We start from the raw sequence: 17860 nt of genomic DNA, 5'->3' as shown, positions 1-17860 counted from the left end.
GTGCCGGGTCGGCCGGCGGTCGCCGCCCCGGGTGTCGGTTCCTCAGCCGGTGTCCGTACGGACCCGGGCAGGTGGGGCATCCGGGTGGGCACCCGTGGCGTCCAGGCCCTCGCGTGCCATCCGGTACTCGCGGGGGTGGTCACCGGCTCCCGGCAGGGAGAGGGCGGTACGGAACTCCCGCCGCGCCTCGGCGCGGCGACCCGTCGCCGTGTAGGTGCTGCCGAGACGGATGCGGACCCCCATCTCCAGCCAGGTGCTCGTGTGCGGGGTGAGCGTGGACAGGGCCTCGTGGTGGAGGTCGACGGCCGAGCGGAGATCGCCCCGGCTGTGCTCCGCGGCGGCGAGCCTCGACAAGGACGCCGTGCGCAGGGGCAGGTCCTCGACCTCGCCGGCCAGTTCGGCGGCCCGGCGCAGCAGGCTCGCGGCCTCCGCGGGCCTGCCGAGGGCCAGTTCGAGCTCGGCGGAGAAGCAGAGCGTGCTGCTGATCGTCCTGGGCCGGCCGTTCTTCTCGGCGAGGGCGAGGGCCGTGTCGTAGTGCGCGAGGGCCTGCTCGTGCCGCTCCTCCCGGTGGTGGAGGGAGCCGAGGTTGCAGTGCGACACCCCGGTGAGCCAGTCGTCGTCGACCTCGGCCGCCAGCTCCACCGCCCTGCTCAACTGGGCGATCGCCTCCTCCGGGTGCCCCAGCTGTCCCAGCGCGATGCCCGTGCCGGCGATGGCCCGGGCCTCTTCCCGCAGGTCACCCAGTGCGCGGGCGTACTTCAGGGCTTCGGCGAACCAGCTCCTCGCCTGCCGGAACCGCCCCTGGTAGACGTCGACCAGACCCATGCAGTTGCGCAGTGCGGCGGGCATCCGCCGGTCGGTCGACCCGTCTGCACAGCTCAGGGCGAGGTCCAGGGCGGTACGGCACTCGTGGTGGTGCCCCTGGCCCGCCAGGTGGTCGACCAGGGCTTCGGCGATCCGGCACGCGTGGTCGCCCTGGCCGGCGGCGACGGCATCGGCCACCACGTCGACGAGCTCCCCTCCCGCCGCTTCCAGCCACGCCGAGGCCTCCCGCCAACCGCTGAAGGCCGCACCCGCGCAGGACGGTCCGGGGATCGCCGCACCGTCGACGGAGGCGAGGGACGGGAAGCCGCTGGGTCCCCAGTCGCTGGCCATGCGGCCCGCCGCCGTATAGAGCGACAGGACGGCGTCACGGTCCGCGGCGGCCTCCCCGGGCGCCGCCGAGGCGACGCGCCGGGCATGAGCCCGTACGAGATCGTGCAGCCGGTACCGGCCGGGTTGCGGCTGCTGAAGCAGGCTCGCGTCGACCAGGTCCTCCAGGACGTCCTCGGCATCCTCACGGGAGCCGCCCAGCATGGCGGCGAGGGTGAGCCGGTCGAAGCGGGCGGTGGGGGTCACGCCCAACGCGCGGAAGCCGCGCCGCAGTTCCGGACCGAGCTGGTCGTACGACATCCGGAAGGCGGCCTCCACGCTGCGGTCCTCGGCCCGCAGCTCGTCGAGGCCCCGGGTGCCGTCGGACAGCCGGTCGACCAGGAAGGCCAGGGTCCAGGAGGGGCGGCTCTGCAGCCGGGCGCTCGCGATGCGCAGGGCCAGGGGCAGGCCGCCGCACCGTCGTACGAGCGCCCGCGCCGCCTCGGGCTCGCCGCCGGCCCGGGACTCCCCGAGGAGTTCGCGGAGCAGTCCGACGGCCTCGTCCGTGCCGAGCGGCTCCACGGTCAGCCGCAGGTCGGCGTCGAGGCCGGTCAGTCGCTGCCGGCCCACCACCAGGACCCGGCTGCCCGCTCCCGCGGGGAGCAGCGGCCGCACCTGCTCGGCGCTGCGCGCGTTGTCGACGACCAGCAGCAGCCGCAGCGCGCTGGTGGCCGAACGCCAGGCCGTCACGAGCTCCGCCAGATCGTCCCCGGCGCCGTCCGGGGTGTCGGGGACGGGCGGGGGGTCCGGCGGCACGGCACCCTCGTCGAGGACCGCCCGCAGCATCCGGCGCAGGGCCCGCTGCGGGGCGACCTGCTCATGGGCGGCGCCGTACGCGTGCAGGTCGACGAAGAGGCAGCCGTCGGGGTGGGCGTCGGCGAGCGCCCAGGCGGCCCGGACCACGAGGGCGGTCTTGCCGACGCCCGCCGTGCCGTCGACCGTCGTCACGGAGACGGCCCCGGGCGGTGTGGGGGCGGTGAGCAGCGCGAGTTCCGTCTCGCGCCCGACGAGACAAGCGGTGTTTCCGGGCAGGTCGTTCCGACGCACGCGGGGACGAGGCGGGTCGCGCGGGTCCAGTGGGGGGCGCGGGTCGTGTGGGTCGTTCGGGTCGCGTGGGTGGTGCGGTGACTGCGGGACCTGCGGGACCTGCGGGACCTGCGGGACCCGCGGGACCTGCGGGACCTGTGGGGCGTGCACGTCGTGTGGCGTGTCCGGGTGGGTGTGCGCGTGCGTGCGCGTCCCCGCCGTCCGGCCGAGCAGCAGCGCATCGTCCCGGCGCAGGAGCGCCTGGTGCACCCGCCGCAGCTCCTCCCCGGGTTCCACGCCCAGCTCGTCGACGAGCCGTCGACGGGTCTCGCGGTAGACGGAGAGCGCTTCGGCCTGCCGACCGCTGCCGTACAGGGCCCGCATGCGCAGCGCGGCGAACGGCTCCTCGTACTGCTGCGCGACAGGTGCGGCCAGGAGGGCGTCCAGGGCCTCCGTGCAGCGCCCGAGCCCCACCAGACACTCCGCCAGGTCCAGTCGCGAGGCGCGCCGTTGCTGGCCGAGGCGGTGTCGCTGGGCGTCGGCGAACGGACCCGGCAGACCGGGGAGCGGCTCCCCGTGAAGCAGCGCCAGAGCCCGGCCGCCGTGGTGGAGCGCGGCGTCGAGGTCGCCGGCGGCCTTCGCCCGCTGGGCGCTCGCGGCCTCCTCGGCGAGATCGTCCAGGTCGGTCCGGACTCCGTCGGCGGCGAGCCGGTAGCCGCCGCGTCCCCCACGGACGACGGAGCGCTCCGCCCCGGTGCCCGGCGCGTCCAGCGCCTTGCGCAGCGCGTAGACGTAGCTCGGCAGGACCCGGTGTCCGGTGCCCGGGGGCTCGTCTCCCCAGACGTCGTCCAGGAGCTGCTGGTACGTGACGAACGCCGGGGCCCGCAGGATCAGCGAGGCGAGCACGGCCTGCCGCCGCACCGGACCCAGCACCAGGGGCGCGTCGCCGCGCCGGGCACGGACCGGCCCGAGCAGATCGACCCGCAGGTCGCTCCAGGTGTCGGCGGCGTCCGTGCCCGTCCCCGATGAATTCACGCTCACGTCGAATCCCCATGCCCCGTGCGTCCGGTGCCACTCGCCACCGGAGCTCGTTTCAACAGGAGTTCATCGGAAGAGCAGCGCGTTCCGCCAGAGTCTGTCAGGCCCGTGGTCGGCCTTGCGCGGCCAGGTCTCCATGCCTTGTCGCGCGGCCCGTACGGGCGTCGGGGGGACGGGGCGGCACACCCGGCTCGGCCGCGAGGCCCCGGGTGTGCCCCCTGGCGTCCCGTCACCAGCCCGGCCCCGCCGGTCCGTCGTGGACACCCCGGCGTGATCCGTACGGCGGCCCAACCCGTCATCGAGAAAGGTCGATCACCGTGTCCCGGACCCATGGAGCATCCGGTCTCCCGCCCGCCCGCCGCGGCGGGCGATGGGAGCGCTACCGCGTCACCCACCCGTTCTCCGCGCGGGATCTGGCACTCCTGTGGGGGTCGATCGCGGGTGTCCTCGCCGTCGCCGTCCTGCTCGGCTGGGCACTCGACATGAAGGGCGGTGTCATCCTGGTCGCGGCGGCCCCCTTCATCGTCTCCTGGTTCGAGAGGCGACGCACGGCCTTCCAGTTCGACGCGGCCGGCGCCCGCTTCGGCGAGACCCTGCTGCCGTGGTCCGACGTCACCCAGTTCGTCGTCTCCACCCCGCCGGGCGAGGAGCACGCGCTCATCGGGGCCCGGCTGCGCCCCGGCGCGTCCCTGCCGCACGGCGCGTCCGTCCTCCCGCCGAACGAGGCGATGCCCGCGCCGATCCACGTCGCCGTGCCGCGCGCCCGGTTCGATCTGGCGAAGATGACCAGGAAGGCGGGCAAGTACGCTCCGTCGCACCTTCGGATCGTCGTCGCCGAGCCCTCGGGCGAACGCCCTGCGGTGTGAGGGCGTGACCGAGGATCCGGGCGGCGGGAAGGGCCCTGAGCCGGCTGCCCGCGGGAGTCATCAGGCCCCGCACGGGCCGCGGCAGCGCCCCCAAGGACCGAACCGCACCGGCCACCAGGGGCCGGCACAGCTCTCCGAGGACCCGTTCCCCGGAGAGGCCGCTCACATCGTCGTAGGTGGAGGGGAACCGCATGTCGCAGTCGCACGAGCCCTGGTACAGGCATCGCCCGCAGCCCTGGCCCGCGCCGGACAACCCGTACGCGCCCGAGGGGTACGGTCCGCCGCCTCCCCGCCCGCGCCGCCGGCGGTGGCCGGTGGCCGCGGCGGCCCTCGCCCTGCTGTTGCTCGGCGGGGCCGGCGTGTACGCCCTCGACGAGCGCTCCGGACCGGAACGCGGGGGATCGGGCGCGGCCGGACAGGACCGCGCCGCATCGGAGAGCGGCGCCCCGCCCACCACGGCGCCCCCGAAGGCGAGCGCCCGCCCCACCCCGGCGCCCTCCCGCATCCCCACCACCGAGGAGATCGCCCAGGAGCGCGAGGCCGGTGAGGCGAGTGCCTGGATCGTCGACGACCGCACCGACCTGCCCCGCCGGAACATCCCGACCGAGGACCTGTGGATCGTCGGCGACACCGTCGTCCAGGCCGTCTACAAGCGGGTCGTCGCCCACCGGCTCCGCGACGGCGCCGAGTTGTGGAGCGTCACCCTCCCGACCCCCGTCTGCGAGACCCCGGTCAACCCGACCCCCGACGGCAAGGTCGTCATCGTCCTGCAGAACGTCGAGGCCTGGACCGGCGCCCGGTGCAACCAGCTCCGGATGATCGACCTGCGCACCGGAAGGGCGGGCTGGCACCAGCGGCTGACCGAGACCGGCGCGGGGGACGGCACGATCATCGTGGACAGCGCGATCAGCGGCGGCACCGTGGCGATCGTCCAGAGCATGAAGGCCGCCGCGTACCGGGTCGCCGACGGGAGGAAGCTGTACGACATCCCCCTGGAGAACCCCGGGAAGTGCTACCCCGGCCGGGTCGCGGGCGGCAGCCGGCTCCTGGTGCTCGCCGACTGCGCGATCACCGCGATGGAGAAGGCGTACGACCAGATCCGGGAGATCGATCCGGCCACGGGCAAGGTCCGGTGGCGCTACCGGACGGAACCGGGCCGGAGGATCGGGCAGGTGCTCTCCGTCGCACCGGCGGTGATCACCACCGTGCACCGGGAGACCCACGCCGACGACTGGCGGGTCGTGGCCCTCGGCCCCGACGGCCGGGCCCGCAGGACCATCGACCCCCGGCCCAAGGGCTTCAAGCACTGCGGCGACACGGTGGACACCTCCGCCGACGCCCAGGCGTGCCGGGAGGCCGTCGTCGGCGGGGGTCTCGTCCTCCTGGGCGGCACCGACCGGGTGGGCGCCTACGACCTGGGCACCGGGAAGCTGGTCTGGGGGGTGAAGGCCGGGGGGACCTCGTACGGCTACTTCCCGCTGCGCGTCGGACCGGGCAGGACCGGGCTCGTCTACCGGCCGGGCACGTACAGCGAATCCGGACGCGTCCTCCGGATCGGTCCCGGTGGAGCGGACACGGTCAAGGACGTGCTGAGGCTTCCCGCCTCCACGGCGAAGGTCGAGTTCGGGATGGGGGTCGTGGGGGAGAACGCCTACGTGGGCGACCGGCTCGTGCTCGCGCCCGGCGGCCTGAACGGTGACGACACCCGGCACGAGCCCCGCATGCTCTCGTTCGCTCCCTGAGGTAGGAGACGGACACGCCGCCGACCCGACGGCGCTCACGAAGCTCACCCGATGGTGTGGAGTTCCGGGGGACGGCTGTGTGCTCCGGGTCCGCCACCGGGGCCTGATGGGCCGTCAACACGGGGGCGGCGGGCCGTGAGCGCGACGCCGTCCGCGACGGGGCCGGCGCGCGTCGCGCTCCTAGAATTCCCCCACATGTCCCTCTGGCTGCTCAACCAACTCAGCACCTTCACCCTGGCCGCGATCACCGTCGGCGGTACCGTCCTCGTCGCCGTGGCCGGCAGCGTCCTGCTCCGCCGCCGCTACCCGTCACTGGCCAGGGGCGAGCACAACGACATGGTCGGGGTGACCCTGGGGATGTTCGGCGCCATCTACGGGATCATCCTCGCGTTCGTCATCGTGACCCTCTGGACGCAGCTGGACAGCACGCAGACCATCGTCGCGTCGGAGGCCACCGACATGGCGCTCATCGCCCGCGACGCCGCCGCCTTCCCGCCCGAGGTCCGCGCCGACCTCGACGCCGCGCTGAGCGGCTACGTCCACGCGGTCGTGGAGGACCAGTGGCCCCGGATGCGCGCCGGGCGGCCGAGCTACGGGGCCACGGAACGGCACCTTCAGGCCGCCTTCGACGTGCTGCAGTCGTACGACCCGAAAAGCGCGCGCGAGGAGGTCTTCTACGAGGAGGCCGTCAGCCACCTCAACGACGTGGCCGCCCAGCGCCGGGCCCGCCTGACCATGGCCCAGCAGGAACTGCCCCCGCTGCTCCAGGTGCTGGCCTTCGGCGGAGCGATCGTCCTGATCCCGCTCACCTTCCTGTACGGCATGCGCAAGCTGCGCGTCCAACTGCTCTTCGTCGCCTCGGTCGCCGCCCTGATCGGCTTCAGCCTGCTCCTGGTCCTCGTCCTCGACCGCCCCTTCGCCGGTGAACTCAGCGTGAGCCCCGCGCCGTACCGGGAGGGCGCCCTCGCCCGGTACTGGAGCGGGTGAAGCGGCCGCGTCGTCGCATGCCGGGCCCCGGCTCTCCGCGCTACACCAGCGGTCCGTCCGTGGCCGCGATCGGAGCGGGGAGGCTGCTGGACCCCATCAGGTAGCGGTCCGCCGCCGCCGCGGCGGACCGGCCCTCCGCGAGGGCCCAGACGACGAGGGACTGTCCGCGCCCGGCGTCGCCCGCCACGAAGACGCCCGCCGGTCCCGGCCCGCCCGTCGACGCGCTCGCGCCCGTCGACGCGCTCGCGCCCGTCGTACGGGCCGCGAAGTCGGCGGTGCGGGCGAAGTTACCCCGGTCGTCGGGGAGGAGTCCGAGCCCCACGGCCAGGCGGGTGTCGTGCCCCGGGCCGCGGAACCCCAGGGCGAGCAGGACCAGTTGCGCGGGCAGGCTCCGCTCGGTACCCGGCCGTGGAGCCCTGTCGGAGGGGTCCACCAGCGCGATGCGCACCGCCCCCACCCGCCCGTCGGCGCCCTCGTCGAACCGTACGGAGGCCGCGGAGAACACCCTCGGATCGGCGCCGTCGCGGTGGAGGGCCTCCTCGTGGGCGTGCGAGGAACGGTAGATCTTCGGATGGACCAGGGGCCATGGCTCTCCCGGGTGCCGTGAGGTGCCCCGCACCGGGTTGATGTCGAGGTGGACGACGGAGGTGGCACCCTGACGCAGCGCCGTGCCGAGGCAGTCCGTCCCCGTGTCGCCGCCTCCGATGATCACCACGTCTTGGCCCTCGGCCGTCACGGACGGTCGCTCGCGGTCGTCCTCGGCGAAGCGGTTCGCCGCTGTCAGGTACTCCATGGCGTGGTGGACGCCCTCCAACGTCCTTCCGGGTACGTCGAGTTCGCGTGGCTCCGTCGAGCCGACGGCCACGATCACCGCGTCGTGCGCGTCTCTCAGCGCGGTCGCGTCCAGATCGGCGCCGACGTCGACGCCGGGGCGGAATCGCGTGCCCTCCTCCCGCATCTGCGCGATGCGCCGTTCGAGGTGCCGCTTCTCGAGCTTGAACGCGGGGATGCCGTAGCGGAGCAGCCCGCCGAGGCGGTCGGACCGCTCGAAGACCGTGACGCTGTGGCCGGCCCGGGTGAGCTGCTGGGCCGCCGCCAGCCCGGCCGGTCCCGAGCCCACCACCGCGATCGATCTGCCCGTCGGCCGTTCCGGCGGGTGGGCGCGGACCAGGCCCAGGGCCCAGGCCTCGTCGGCGATGGCCTGCTCGACGTTCTTGATGGTCACCGGTTCCTCGGTGAGCGCCAGGACGCAGGCGTCCTCACAGGGCGCCGGGCAGACGCGTCCGGTGAACTCGGGAAAGTTGTTGGTCGCGTGGAGGCGCTCCGACGCGGCGAGCCAGTCGCCGTGCGCGGCGTAGACGTTCCACTCGGGTATGAGGTTGCCGAGCGGGCAGCCCCCGTGGCAGAACGGAACGCCGCAGTCCATGCAGCGACGAGCCTGCCGGGAGATCAGGGGGAGCAGGAACTGGCCCGCGTACACCTCGCTCCAGTCGCCGAGACGTTCCTCGGAACTCCTCGCGGGGACTGGTTCCCGGGGAGTGCTGAGGAAGCCGAAGGGGTCGGTCATCTCGCCCTCGGAAACGCTGCTCGGACGGTGGAACGGGAGTCCCTTCAGCGTACGCCCGGGAAACCGTGGCGCGCCGTGCGGTCGGGGTGGGGGAGCGGCACGCCCGGCTGGAGTGCGAGGCGGCCCGGAATCTCCCTCGGCCCGGGAACGGACCCCTAGCATGGACGCACAGACGTGTAGGCGGTACGGGTCGCTTCCGCGGGTCACGGGCAGCCGGACCGGGTTCCTCGCGGCCGGTCCGTCGGTGGCTCACCCGAGGAGCGCTCTGCCGCAGGGGAGGCCGCGGCCGGCCGAGGAGCGAACACCGTGACATTCGAGGATCACCCGCGACCACCGGGCGTGGAGACGCTGTGGTGCGGGAACGTCGCCGAGAACGCCCCGGAGGCCGCGCTCCACACGGACCGGCTCGACGCGGAGGAGACCAGGCGGCTCGGGGCGTTCACCTCCGGTGCGGACCGCGACGCCTACCTGGTGGCGCACGTCAGGCTGCGCGCCCTCCTCGCCGATCGGCTGGCGACGACGCCGGAGCGCGTCGAACTGTCGCGGGAGCCCTGCGCGGCGTGCGGAGGCCCGCACGGGCGACCGTACGTCCGGGGTGGCGGGGTCCACTTCTCCCTCTCGCACACGAGGGAGTTCGTGGTGATCGCCCTGGCGTCGCAGCCGGTGGGTGTCGACGTCGAGGCCGTCCCGGGCGAACGCGCCGCCGCGGAACTGGCGCCCCGGATGCATCCGAGGGAGGTCGCGGAGATCGTCCGCCTCGCCGAGGGCGACCGGCCGTCGGCCGTCGCGCGGTGCTGGACCCGCAAGGAAGCCCTGCTCAAGGCCCGGGGCGTGGGCCTCAACGAGGACACGGCCGTCTCCTACGTGGGAGCGGGACCACGTCCGGCCCTCCTCCCGGAGTGGATCCTGGCCGATCTGCCGGTGCCGCCGGGCTTCGCCGCGGCGGTGGCCGTGGGGCGGAAGAGTGCCGCTGGTCCGGGGCGCTGACCGCCGCCGCTGATGCCGGGGCGCCGGCCCCGGCGCCGCTGTTCCGGGTCCCACCACGTGAGACCCACGCCCATGCGCTGAGATGCGCGCCGTCGCCCTCATACGGCCGCCCCCCGGTTCCGAATCCCCTGTGACGATCGACCGCTGATCGAGAAACGAGTGGTGCCGACCGATTCGGACGGCTCTCGCTCCTGTCCTTCGGTTCGCGGACGTAGCCGTCCCGAGGAGTTCCGATGAGGCGTGATCAACTCGAAGTGCTGCCGGCAGGTTCGGCCGAGCGGTCCGTACCGGCCGCCGACCGGGCGGACCCCGCCGCCGTCACCCGCGATCGCTTCGCCACCCTGCTCGCCGAGGTGATGGGGACCGGCGGCGTGCCGGACGACAGCCACTTCTTCGACGAGCTGGGCGCCGACTCCTTGGTGATGGCCCACTTCTGCGCGCGGGTGAGGAAGGACCCCGACCTGCCGTCCGTATCCATGAAGGACGTCTACGGCCACCCGACCATCCGGGCTCTCGCGTCCTCCGCCTGTGCCGCCGGCCCGCCGCCGGCTGCCGAGCCGGTGGCGACCGGGCTGCCGGCCGCCGCGTCGCCGGAGCCGGCCGGCCGGCCGCACTACGTCCTCTGCGGCGTGCTGCAGACCGTGGCGTTCCTCGGCTACGCGTATCTCGTCGCCCTGGTCGCCACGTTCGGGTACGGATGGATCGCCGCCGGGGAGGGAATCTTCGACACGTATCTGCGCGCGGTCGCGTTCGGCCTCGTCACGATGACCGTCCTGAGCGTCCTCCCCATCCTCCTGAAGTGGATCCTCGTCGGCCGGTGGACAGCGGGTGAGCTGCGGGTCTGGAGTCTGGGCTACGTCCGCTTCTGGGTGGTCAAGACGCTGACCCGGTCCAGTCCGCTGGTCCTCTTCGTGGGGTCGCCCCTCTACACGCTCTACCTCAGGGCCCTGGGGGCGCACATCGGCCGCCGCTCGCTGGTCCTCTCCCGCAGCCTGCCGGTCTGCACCGACCTGCTGACCGTCGGCGACGACTCGCTCGTGCGCAAGGACGCGCGCCTCAGCTGCTACCGGGCGTCCGCCGAGGTGATCCAGACGGGGACGGTCACCCTCGGCAGCGACGTCATCGTCAGCGAGTCGACGGTGCTCGACATCGACACCACGATGGGCGACGGCTCCCGGCTGGGCCACGCCTCGGCTCTCCACGCCGGGCAGACCGTGCCCGCCGGCGAGCACTGGTACGGATCGCCGGCGCAGCGCGGCGACGAGGACTTCCCGGCCGTCCCCGCCGTCCCCTGCGGGACGGCACGGCGGACCGTGCACGGCGTCCTGCAGCTGCTGACCGCGATCTTCGTCTACGTGCCGCTGGTGGCCGGCGGGGTGGACATGCTGCTCGCAGGAGCCCCGCAGTTCACCGCCGTCCTGGAGGCCGGGCCCGCCGTCCTGTCGACCTGGGTCTTCTACCTCGACATCCTCGCGGTGTCCGCGCTGGTGTACTTCGGCGCCGTTCCGCTCGCGCTGCTCCTGGCGATCGCCCCGAGGATGCTCCGCCGGCTCATCACACCCGGCAAGGTCTACCCCCTCTTCGGCCTCCATCACGGAGTGCACCGGGCAGGCGTGTTCCTCACCAACCGGCGCTTCCTGACGCGCCTCTTCGGTGACAGCTCGGCCGTCGTCCCCTACCTGCGCGCCCTCGGATACGCCCTTTCGCCCGTCGAACAGACCGGGTCGAACTTCGGCACGCAGGTCAAGCACGAGAGCCCCACCCTGAGTGCGGTGGGCACCGGAACCATGGTCGCGGACGGGCTCTCGATGATGAACGCCGACTACTCCAGCACCTCGTTCCGCGTGTCGAAGACGGAGATCGGGGCGCACAACTTCCTCGGCAACCGCATCGCCTACCCGGCGGGCGGCCGGACGGGCGACGACTGCCTCCTTGCCACCAAGGTCAGGGTTCCGCTCGACGGGCCTCTCCATGAGGGCGTCGGCCTGCTGGGCTCACCGAGCTTCGAGATCCCGCGGTCGGTACGGCGGGACCGGACGTTCGACGACGTGAAGAGCGGCGGGGAACTGCGCCGCCTCCTCGCGGCGAAGAACCGCCACAACGTCGCCACCATGGCCGTCCACCTCGTCGTGGGATGGATCTACCTGTTCTGCGTCACCCTCACGTTCTCCGCGGCCGCCGATCTCCACGCGACCTTCGGCGTGTCGGCACTGGCGCTGGCCAACGTCTTCGTCCTCCTGTTCAGCACGGCCTACTTCGTGCTGGTGGAACGCGCCGTGACCCTCCTCCACCCGCCCGGGCCGCTGTTCTGCTCCATCTACGACCGGCGCTTCTGGCTGCGCGAGCGCTACTGGAAGGTCCCCTCCGAGAACTACGTACGGATCTTCGACGGCACTCCGTTCAAGGGCCCGGTGTGGCGGCTCCTCGGAGTCGACGTCGGCCGAAGGCTCTTCGACGACGGCTGCAGCCTCACGGAGCGGACCATGGTGTCGCTCGGCGACCACTGCACGCTCAACGCCGGCAGCGTCGCCCAGTGCCACTCGCAGGAGGACGGCACCTTCAAGTCCGACCGGATCGCCATCGGTTCCGAGGTGACCCTCGGAGTGGGGGCCTTCGTCCACTACGGCGTCACCGTCGGCGACGCAGCGGTGCTCGAAGCGGACTCCTTCCTCATGAAGGGCGAGGTGGTCCCGCGGGGGGCGGTCTGGGGAGGCAACCCGGCCCGACCGGCCGGCCGTACACACCGTGGCGACCAAGGAGCGTTGTGATGACCGCGCACACCCCGACCGGTTCGCGGACCCGCGTCGACGGGAACACCACCCCGGGATTCACCCGCGTGCCCCCGTGGTCGCGGACTCCGACTCCGGGCCGTGCCCTGCACGAGACGCCCGTCACCGAGGACCTGCTCACCGCGCTGCACCGCGCGGCCGACGACGCCGGAGTGACGGTCTCCGCCGTGCTGCTCGCGGCCCACGCGAAGGTGCTCTCCGCCCTCTCCGGCGACACGGTGGTCTCCGGCGGCCGCGTGATCGAGCCCGGTGGACGCTGGGTGCCGTGGTCCCTGACGGCGGAAGTCCCCACCTGGCGCGCACTGTTGGCCGCCGCCGAGACCGAGCTGTCCGCCCCCGCCCGCGCCGGGCAGTCACCGCCGGAGCCGTCGGACGGCCGGGGGCCGCCCGACGCGCTCCTCGACACGGCGGGCCCCGTAGGGCCGGCGGCCGACGGTCCGGTGCTGGCGGTGGCGCTGGCCCGCCGTGACGGTCGGCCGGTGCTCCGCCTGCGATACCGCACGGACGGCCTCGACGCCGAGGCCGCCGCCCGCGTCGCCCGCTACCACCGCGCCGCCCTCGAACAGCTCGCCTCCGCTCCGGATTCCGCGCCCGCCGACCTGAGCCTCGTCTCCGAGGAGGAGCGCCTCCACCAGATCCACGGACTCGCGGGGCGGTCCCGGACGCTGCCGGACCGCAGGTTCCACGAACTCTTCGAGGAGCGGGCGGAGTCCTGCCCGGACGCGGTCGCGGCCGAGTGCGCGGGAGAGACGTGGACGTACCGAGAGCTCAACGCGCGCGCCAACCGGCTCGGCCGGGCGCTGCTGGGGGCGGGGATGCGCTCCGAGGACGTGGTGGCCGTGGCGGCCGAACGCGGCCTGGACTGGATGGCGGCCGTCCTCGCGGTGTTCAAGGCCGGCGGCGTCTACATGCCCGTCGAACCGCACTTCCCGCCCGATCGCATCGCCAGGATGCTCTCCCGGGCCGACTGCGATCTGGTGCTGACCGCGCCGGGCGCTACGGACCACCTCGACCGCGCCCTGACCGGTCGGCCCGGCACCCGCACGCTCTCCATCGACAAGGAGAGCCTGAGCGGCGCCGACACGGCCGACCTGGGGGTCACCGTCGAAGGTTCCCACCCCGCGTACGTCTACTTCACCTCGGGCTCCACGGGCGAGCCGAAGGGCGCCGTCTGCGAGCACGCGGGGATGCTCAACCACCTGTACGCCAAGATCGACGACCTAAGGATCCGCGAGGGCGGAGTCGTCGCCCAGACGGCCCCGCAGTGCTTCGACATCTCGCTCTGGCAGCTGGTGTCGGCCCTGCTGGTGGGGGGACGCACCCTGATCGTCGAACAGACCGCGATCCTGGACGTCCCGCGGTTCCTCGACACGATCGCCGGCGGACGGGCGGAGGTCGTCCAGCTGGTGCCCTCCTACCTGGACGTCGTGCTGTCCGCACTGGAGAGGCGGCCGCGCGCGCTGCCGGACCTGCGGTGCGTGTCGGTGACCGGCGAACCGCTGAAGAGGGACCTCGTCCGCCGCTGGTTCGCCACCGCACCCGGGACCCGGCTGGTCAACGCGTACGGACTGACGGAGACCTCGGACGACACCAACCACGAGGTGATGGAGGCCGCCCCGGACGGCGCGCGCGTCCCCCTCGGGCGCCCGATCCCCAACGTGTACGTCTACGTCGTCGACCAGGACCTGACGCCCGTGCCCCTGGGCGCGCCCGGCGAGATCGTCTTCTCGGGCGTCTGTGTCGGCCGCGGGTACATCAACGACCCCGAACGCACCCGGCACGCCTTCCTGCCGGACCCGCACCGCCCCGGCGAGCGCCTGTACCGGAGCGGCGACTACGGCCGCTGGCTGCCGGACGGCAAGCTCGAATTCCTGGGCCGCCGGGACACGCAGGTGAAGATCCGCGGCTTCCGCATCGAGACCGGGGAGGTCGAGAACGCGTTGCTGGCGGTCCCCGGGGTCCGCGACGCGGCCGTCGTCGTCACGCCGACCGGGGACCGGACGTCGCTCGTCGGCTTCTACACCTCCGACGCGCCGCTGGGCACCGACGTCCTGGCGGAGCGGCTGGCCCGGTCCCTGCCCGCCTACATGGTCCCCTCGGCGCTCCACCGGCGCGACGCACTCGACCTCACCGCGAACGGCAAGGTCGACAAGAAGGCCCTCGCCGGGCTTGCGGAGACGCTGACCCCGGCCGACGCGGCCCACGAGCCGCCCCGCACCCCCACGGAGCAGCGCCTTGCCGACGCGTTCGCCACCGTCCTCGGCCTGCCGCGGGACCGCGTCGGGCGACGGGACCACTTCTTCGACCAGGGCGGAACCTCCCTGTCCGCGGTGCGGCTCGCCATCCACCTGGACAGGGTCGTGCCCCTGCCGGAGGTGCTCAGCCACCCCGTCCTCGCCGACCTGGCCACCCTGATCGACAGCCGTACCCCCCGAGCCGTCCCACCCACTTCCGGCGCGACGAAAGGACGAAGGTCATGACCTCCACACTCCTGCCGAGGAACACCTCCCCGAACGCACCCACGACGTGGGAGACCGAGGCCGCCGAAGGACTGACGCACTGGGCCGTCGAGCAGCGCGACACCCTGCGCGCCCTCGTCACCGAGCGCGGTTCGCTCATGGTCCGCGGCCTGGGACTGCGCGAGGTGTCCGACCTGCGCGAGCTGGCCCGGCACCTGACCACCGGAGCGGTGACCGAGAGGGAGGCCTTCGCCGCCCGTGAGGAGTACGGCGACGGCCTCTACTCCTCGGCCACGTGGCCGCCCAACCAGCCCATGTGCATGCATCACGAGCTCAGCTACACCGTCGAGTTCCCCGGACTGCTGCTCTGCGCGTGCCTCCGTGCGCCGGACGAGGGCGGGGCCACCGCCGTCGCGGACGCCCACGCCGTACTCGAGGCGCTGCCGGCCGAGCTCACCTCACGCATCGCGCGCGAGGGATGGCTCCTCACACGGAACTACAACGACGACATCGGGGCGAGCGTCTCCGACTCCTTCGGCACCGACGATCCGGCCGCCGTCGAGGAGTACTGCCGTGCCCACGCCATCGACTTCGACCGGCGGCCGGACGGCGGACTGCGCACGCGCCAGCGCCGCAGCGCCGTCGTCCACCATCCCGTCACCGGTGTGCCGTGCTGGTTCAACCAGATCGCGTTCCTCAACGCCCGGACACTGGCCCCGGAGATCCGGGAGTACCTGGTCGACGAGTACGGATCCGACGGCCTGCCGTTCGACACCGCCTACGGCGACGGCGACCCGATCGACGACGACACCGTGCGCCTGATCAACTCGGTCTACGAGGCCCACACCGTACGCGTCCCCTGGCAGACCGGCGACCTGCTCCTCATCGACAACATCAGCACCGCGCACAGCCGGGAACCGTACACCGGGCCCCGGGACGTCGTCGTCGCCATGGCGGATCCGGTCCGCATGGACGACTGCTCGCCGCTCTTCGGGAGGGCCGACCGATGACCACCACCCGCTCCGTCCCCCCGGCCGCCGGCCGCGTCGGCCCCCCGCCGTTCGCCGTGATTCCCGGATCCCAGGTCCGCAGCGCCCTCAGCGGGCGCGAGAAGCAGGTCGTCGAGCTGGTCGAGGCGACCTACCGGCTGCACGGCTCGGGCCGGTCGGTCAACCCGCCCTCGTCGTTCCTGAACTTCCCCGACAGGCCGACGGCGCGGATCATCGCGCTCCCCGCCTCGCTCGGCGGTGACGCACCGGTCAGCGGCCTCAAGTGGATCTCCAGCTTCCCCTCCAACGTGGCCGCGGGGATACCCCGGGCCTCCGCCGTCCTCATCCTCAACGACCCGGTGACCGGCTACCCCTTCGCCTGCATGGAGAGCTCCATCATCAGCGCCACCAGGACCGCCGCCTCCGCCGCGTCCGCCGCCGACCGGCTCAGCCGCGACAGGCCGCGACCCCTGCGCGTCGGGTTCTTCGGCGCGGGACTGATCGCCCGCTACATCCACACCTTCCTGGTGGGCACCGGCTGGTCGTTCGACGACATCGGCGTCTACGACGTCTCGCCCGACAGCTCCGCCGGATTCCGCACCTACCTCGAACAGACGGGGACGGCCGGCCGGATCACGGTCCACAGCGGAGGAGAGCAGCTGATCCGCCAGAGCGATCTCGTCGTGTTCGCCACCGTGGCCGCGCAGCCGCACGTCCACGAGGCGTCATGGTTCGCCCACAACCCCGTGGTGCTCCACGTCTCGCTCCGCGACCTCGCCCCGACGGTCCTGCTCGCGTCGACCAACATCGTCGACGACGTCGACCACTGCCTCCGGGCGGCGACGTCACCCCACCTCACCGAGCAGCTCACGGGCAACCGGGACTTCGTGGACGGCACGCTCGACCAGGTCGTCGCCGGCGAGGTGACGATCCCGCGCGACCGGCCCGTGGTCTTCTCCCCGTTCGGTCTCGGCGTGCTCGATCTCGCCGTCGGCAACCTCGTCTACGACGAGGTGGCGAGCCGCGGCGGTCTGCACCTCGTCGACGACTTCTTCACGGAACTGAGCCGCTACGGCTGAGCCCGAAAGCCCCACGCCACAACGGACGTTCCCCCGCGTCCCCGGCAGGCGAACCCGAGCCCGCGGCAGCGAGGCCCGGCACACCGCCCGACGGGACACCGGGTGCTCGCCACGACCGAGGAGTGACCATCGTGCCCGTCATCACCGCCCCCGAGGCATTCAACGAAGAGGACCTCTACGTCGACCTCCGGCACCTGTTCGGATGCTCGCTGTTCCTCAAGTGCGAGGGGTTCAACTTCGCCGGATCCATCAAGCTCAAGGCCGCCCGCGAGATGGTCGAGGCCGCCGAGCGGAGCGGGGTCCTGAAGCCGGACTCGGTTCTGGTCGAATCCTCCTCCGGGAACCTCGGCGTCGCCCTCAGCATGATCGCGGCGAGCAGGGGCTACCGCTTCGTGTGCGTCACGGACTCACGGTGCAACCTCTCGACGAGGCTGACGATGGAAGCCCTGGGCAGCCAGGTCCACGTCATCGCCACGGCGAAGGCCGACGGCGGCCTCCTCGGCGCCCGACTGGCCCATGTGCGCCGCCTCTGCGCGTCCGACGACCGCTTCGTCTGGCTCAGCCAGTACACCAACTCCGACAACTGGAAGGCCCACTACCGGAGGACGGCGCCCGCCATCGGCCGGAGGTTCCCGCAGCTGGACGTGCTGTTCGTCGGGGTCGGCACCACGGGCACCCTGATGGGCTGCGCGCGCTACTTCCGGACCTGGCACCGGTCCGTGCGGATCGTCGCCGTCGACAGCGTCGGCTCGGTCACCTTCGGGGGCCCTCCCGGCCGGCGCATGATTCCCGGCCTGGGCATGAGCGTCCCGCCACCGCTGTTCGACCGGGACTACGTGGACGAGGCGGTGTCCGTGGAGGAGGCCGACGCCATCCGCACCTGCCGCCGGCTGGCCCGGCGCGGCTTCCTCTTCGGCGGTTCCACCGGCACGGTGGTCAGAGGCGCCACGAAGTGGCTGGCCGAACACGGCAGGCCCGGGCTCACCTCCGTCGCCATCGCCCCCGACCTCGGCGAGCGCTACCTCGACACCGTCTACCAGTCCAACTGGGTCCAGGCCCTCTACGGCGAGGACGCCCTCGCGGACGACGTGCGGGACGACCTGGAGGACGCCTTCGTGGCCTCCTCCGAAGCCGGTCACC

The 17860-nt window shown here is 73.1% G+C and carries 10 protein-coding genes and 1 pseudogene; 9 read left to right on the top strand and 2 right to left on the bottom strand.

Going from position 1 to position 17860, the window contains the following annotated elements:
• Positions 1–42 precede the first annotated feature (42 nt).
• Positions 43–3258 (bottom strand): AfsR/SARP family transcriptional regulator, encoded by a 3216-nt coding sequence (locus ABT129_RS20010; RefSeq protein ID WP_351902917.1) that lies wholly within the window; start codon positions 3256–3258, stop codon positions 43–45.
• Positions 3259–3572: 314 nt separating this feature from the next.
• Here ABT129_RS20010 and ABT129_RS20005 point away from each other — a divergent pair, with 314 nt between their 5' ends.
• The 3 genes from ABT129_RS20005 (at position 3573) to ABT129_RS19995 (ending at position 6850) form a co-directional block, all read left to right on the top strand.
• On the top strand, positions 3573–4121 hold the full coding sequence (locus tag ABT129_RS20005; protein WP_351902915.1) for a hypothetical protein: 549 nt from the start codon (positions 3573–3575) through the stop codon (positions 4119–4121).
• Positions 4122–4312: 191 nt separating this feature from the next.
• Complete coding sequence (locus ABT129_RS20000) at positions 4313–5863, top strand: outer membrane protein assembly factor BamB family protein (protein ID WP_351902912.1); 1551 nt, start codon at positions 4313–4315, stop codon at positions 5861–5863.
• A gap of 195 nt (positions 5864–6058) precedes the next feature.
• The gene (locus tag ABT129_RS19995; protein ID WP_351902909.1) at positions 6059–6850 is read left to right on the top strand and encodes a bestrophin-like domain; all 792 of its coding nucleotides are present in this window, start codon (positions 6059–6061) and stop codon (positions 6848–6850) included.
• A 40-nt stretch (positions 6851–6890) separates the two neighbouring features.
• On the opposite strand, the gene ABT129_RS19990 is transcribed toward ABT129_RS19995, so the two are convergent.
• Positions 6891–8417 carry a glutamate synthase subunit beta gene (locus ABT129_RS19990; protein ID WP_351902906.1) on the bottom strand — a complete coding sequence of 509 codons (1527 nt, stop codon included), beginning with the start codon at positions 8415–8417 and terminating at the stop codon, positions 6891–6893.
• A 306-nt stretch (positions 8418–8723) separates the two neighbouring features.
• Here ABT129_RS19990 and ABT129_RS19985 point away from each other — a divergent pair, with 306 nt between their 5' ends.
• From ABT129_RS19985 to sbnA, 6 genes and pseudogenes are all read left to right on the top strand, one after another.
• Positions 8724–9404, top strand: coding sequence for a 4'-phosphopantetheinyl transferase family protein (locus ABT129_RS19985; protein ID WP_351902903.1), 681 nt, complete (start codon positions 8724–8726; stop codon positions 9402–9404).
• Between the two features lie 233 nt (positions 9405–9637).
• Positions 9638–12172, top strand: a complete 2535-nt coding sequence (locus ABT129_RS19980) for a Pls/PosA family non-ribosomal peptide synthetase (protein WP_351902900.1) — start codon at positions 9638–9640, stop codon at positions 12170–12172.
• A complete protein-coding gene (locus ABT129_RS19975) occupies positions 12172–14673 on the top strand; it encodes a non-ribosomal peptide synthetase (RefSeq protein ID WP_351902897.1) in 2502 nt (833 codons plus the stop codon). The genes ABT129_RS19980 and ABT129_RS19975 overlap by 1 nt, the downstream gene beginning before the upstream one ends.
• Entirely contained in the window at positions 14670–15662 is a 993-nt protein-coding gene (locus ABT129_RS19970; RefSeq protein ID WP_351902894.1) for a TauD/TfdA family dioxygenase, read from the top strand. Before ABT129_RS19975 ends, ABT129_RS19970 begins: the two co-directional genes overlap by 4 nt.
• Positions 15659–16720 (top strand): 2,3-diaminopropionate biosynthesis protein SbnB, encoded by a 1062-nt coding sequence (gene sbnB, locus ABT129_RS19965; RefSeq protein WP_351902892.1) that lies wholly within the window; start codon positions 15659–15661, stop codon positions 16718–16720. Before ABT129_RS19970 ends, sbnB begins: the two co-directional genes overlap by 4 nt.
• Before the next feature lie 131 nt (positions 16721–16851).
• A pseudogene (sbnA, locus tag ABT129_RS19960) lies at positions 16852–17802 on the top strand (2,3-diaminopropionate biosynthesis protein SbnA); the annotation flags it as partial.
• Positions 17803–17860: the final 58 nt, after the last annotated feature.

Origin of the sequence: Streptomyces sp. NPDC002057, from assembly GCF_040296665.1 — a bacterium.
Classification (GTDB): Bacteria; Actinomycetota; Actinomycetes; order Streptomycetales; family Streptomycetaceae; genus Streptomyces.
The sequence above is the reverse complement of the archived record's forward strand: the minus strand, read 5'-3'. Positions and strand labels throughout refer to the sequence as shown.

Excerpts from the sequence above, each read along its gene's own strand:
- ABT129_RS20000 (WP_351902912.1), top strand. The coding sequence starts at position 4,313 with ATGTCGCAGTCGCACGAGCCCTGGTACAGGCATCGCCCGCAGCCCTGG.
- ABT129_RS19995 (WP_351902909.1), top strand. The coding sequence starts at position 6,059 with ATGTCCCTCTGGCTGCTCAACCAACTCAGCACCTTCACCCTGGCCGCG.
- ABT129_RS19990 (WP_351902906.1), bottom strand. The coding sequence starts at position 8,417 with ATGACCGACCCCTTCGGCTTCCTCAGCACTCCCCGGGAACCAGTCCCC.
- ABT129_RS19980 (WP_351902900.1), top strand. The coding sequence starts at position 9,638 with ATGAGGCGTGATCAACTCGAAGTGCTGCCGGCAGGTTCGGCCGAGCGG.
- ABT129_RS19975 (WP_351902897.1), top strand. The coding sequence starts at position 12,172 with ATGACCGCGCACACCCCGACCGGTTCGCGGACCCGCGTCGACGGGAAC.
- ABT129_RS19970 (WP_351902894.1), top strand. The coding sequence starts at position 14,670 with ATGACCTCCACACTCCTGCCGAGGAACACCTCCCCGAACGCACCCACG.
- sbnB (WP_351902892.1), top strand. The coding sequence starts at position 15,659 with ATGACCACCACCCGCTCCGTCCCCCCGGCCGCCGGCCGCGTCGGCCCC.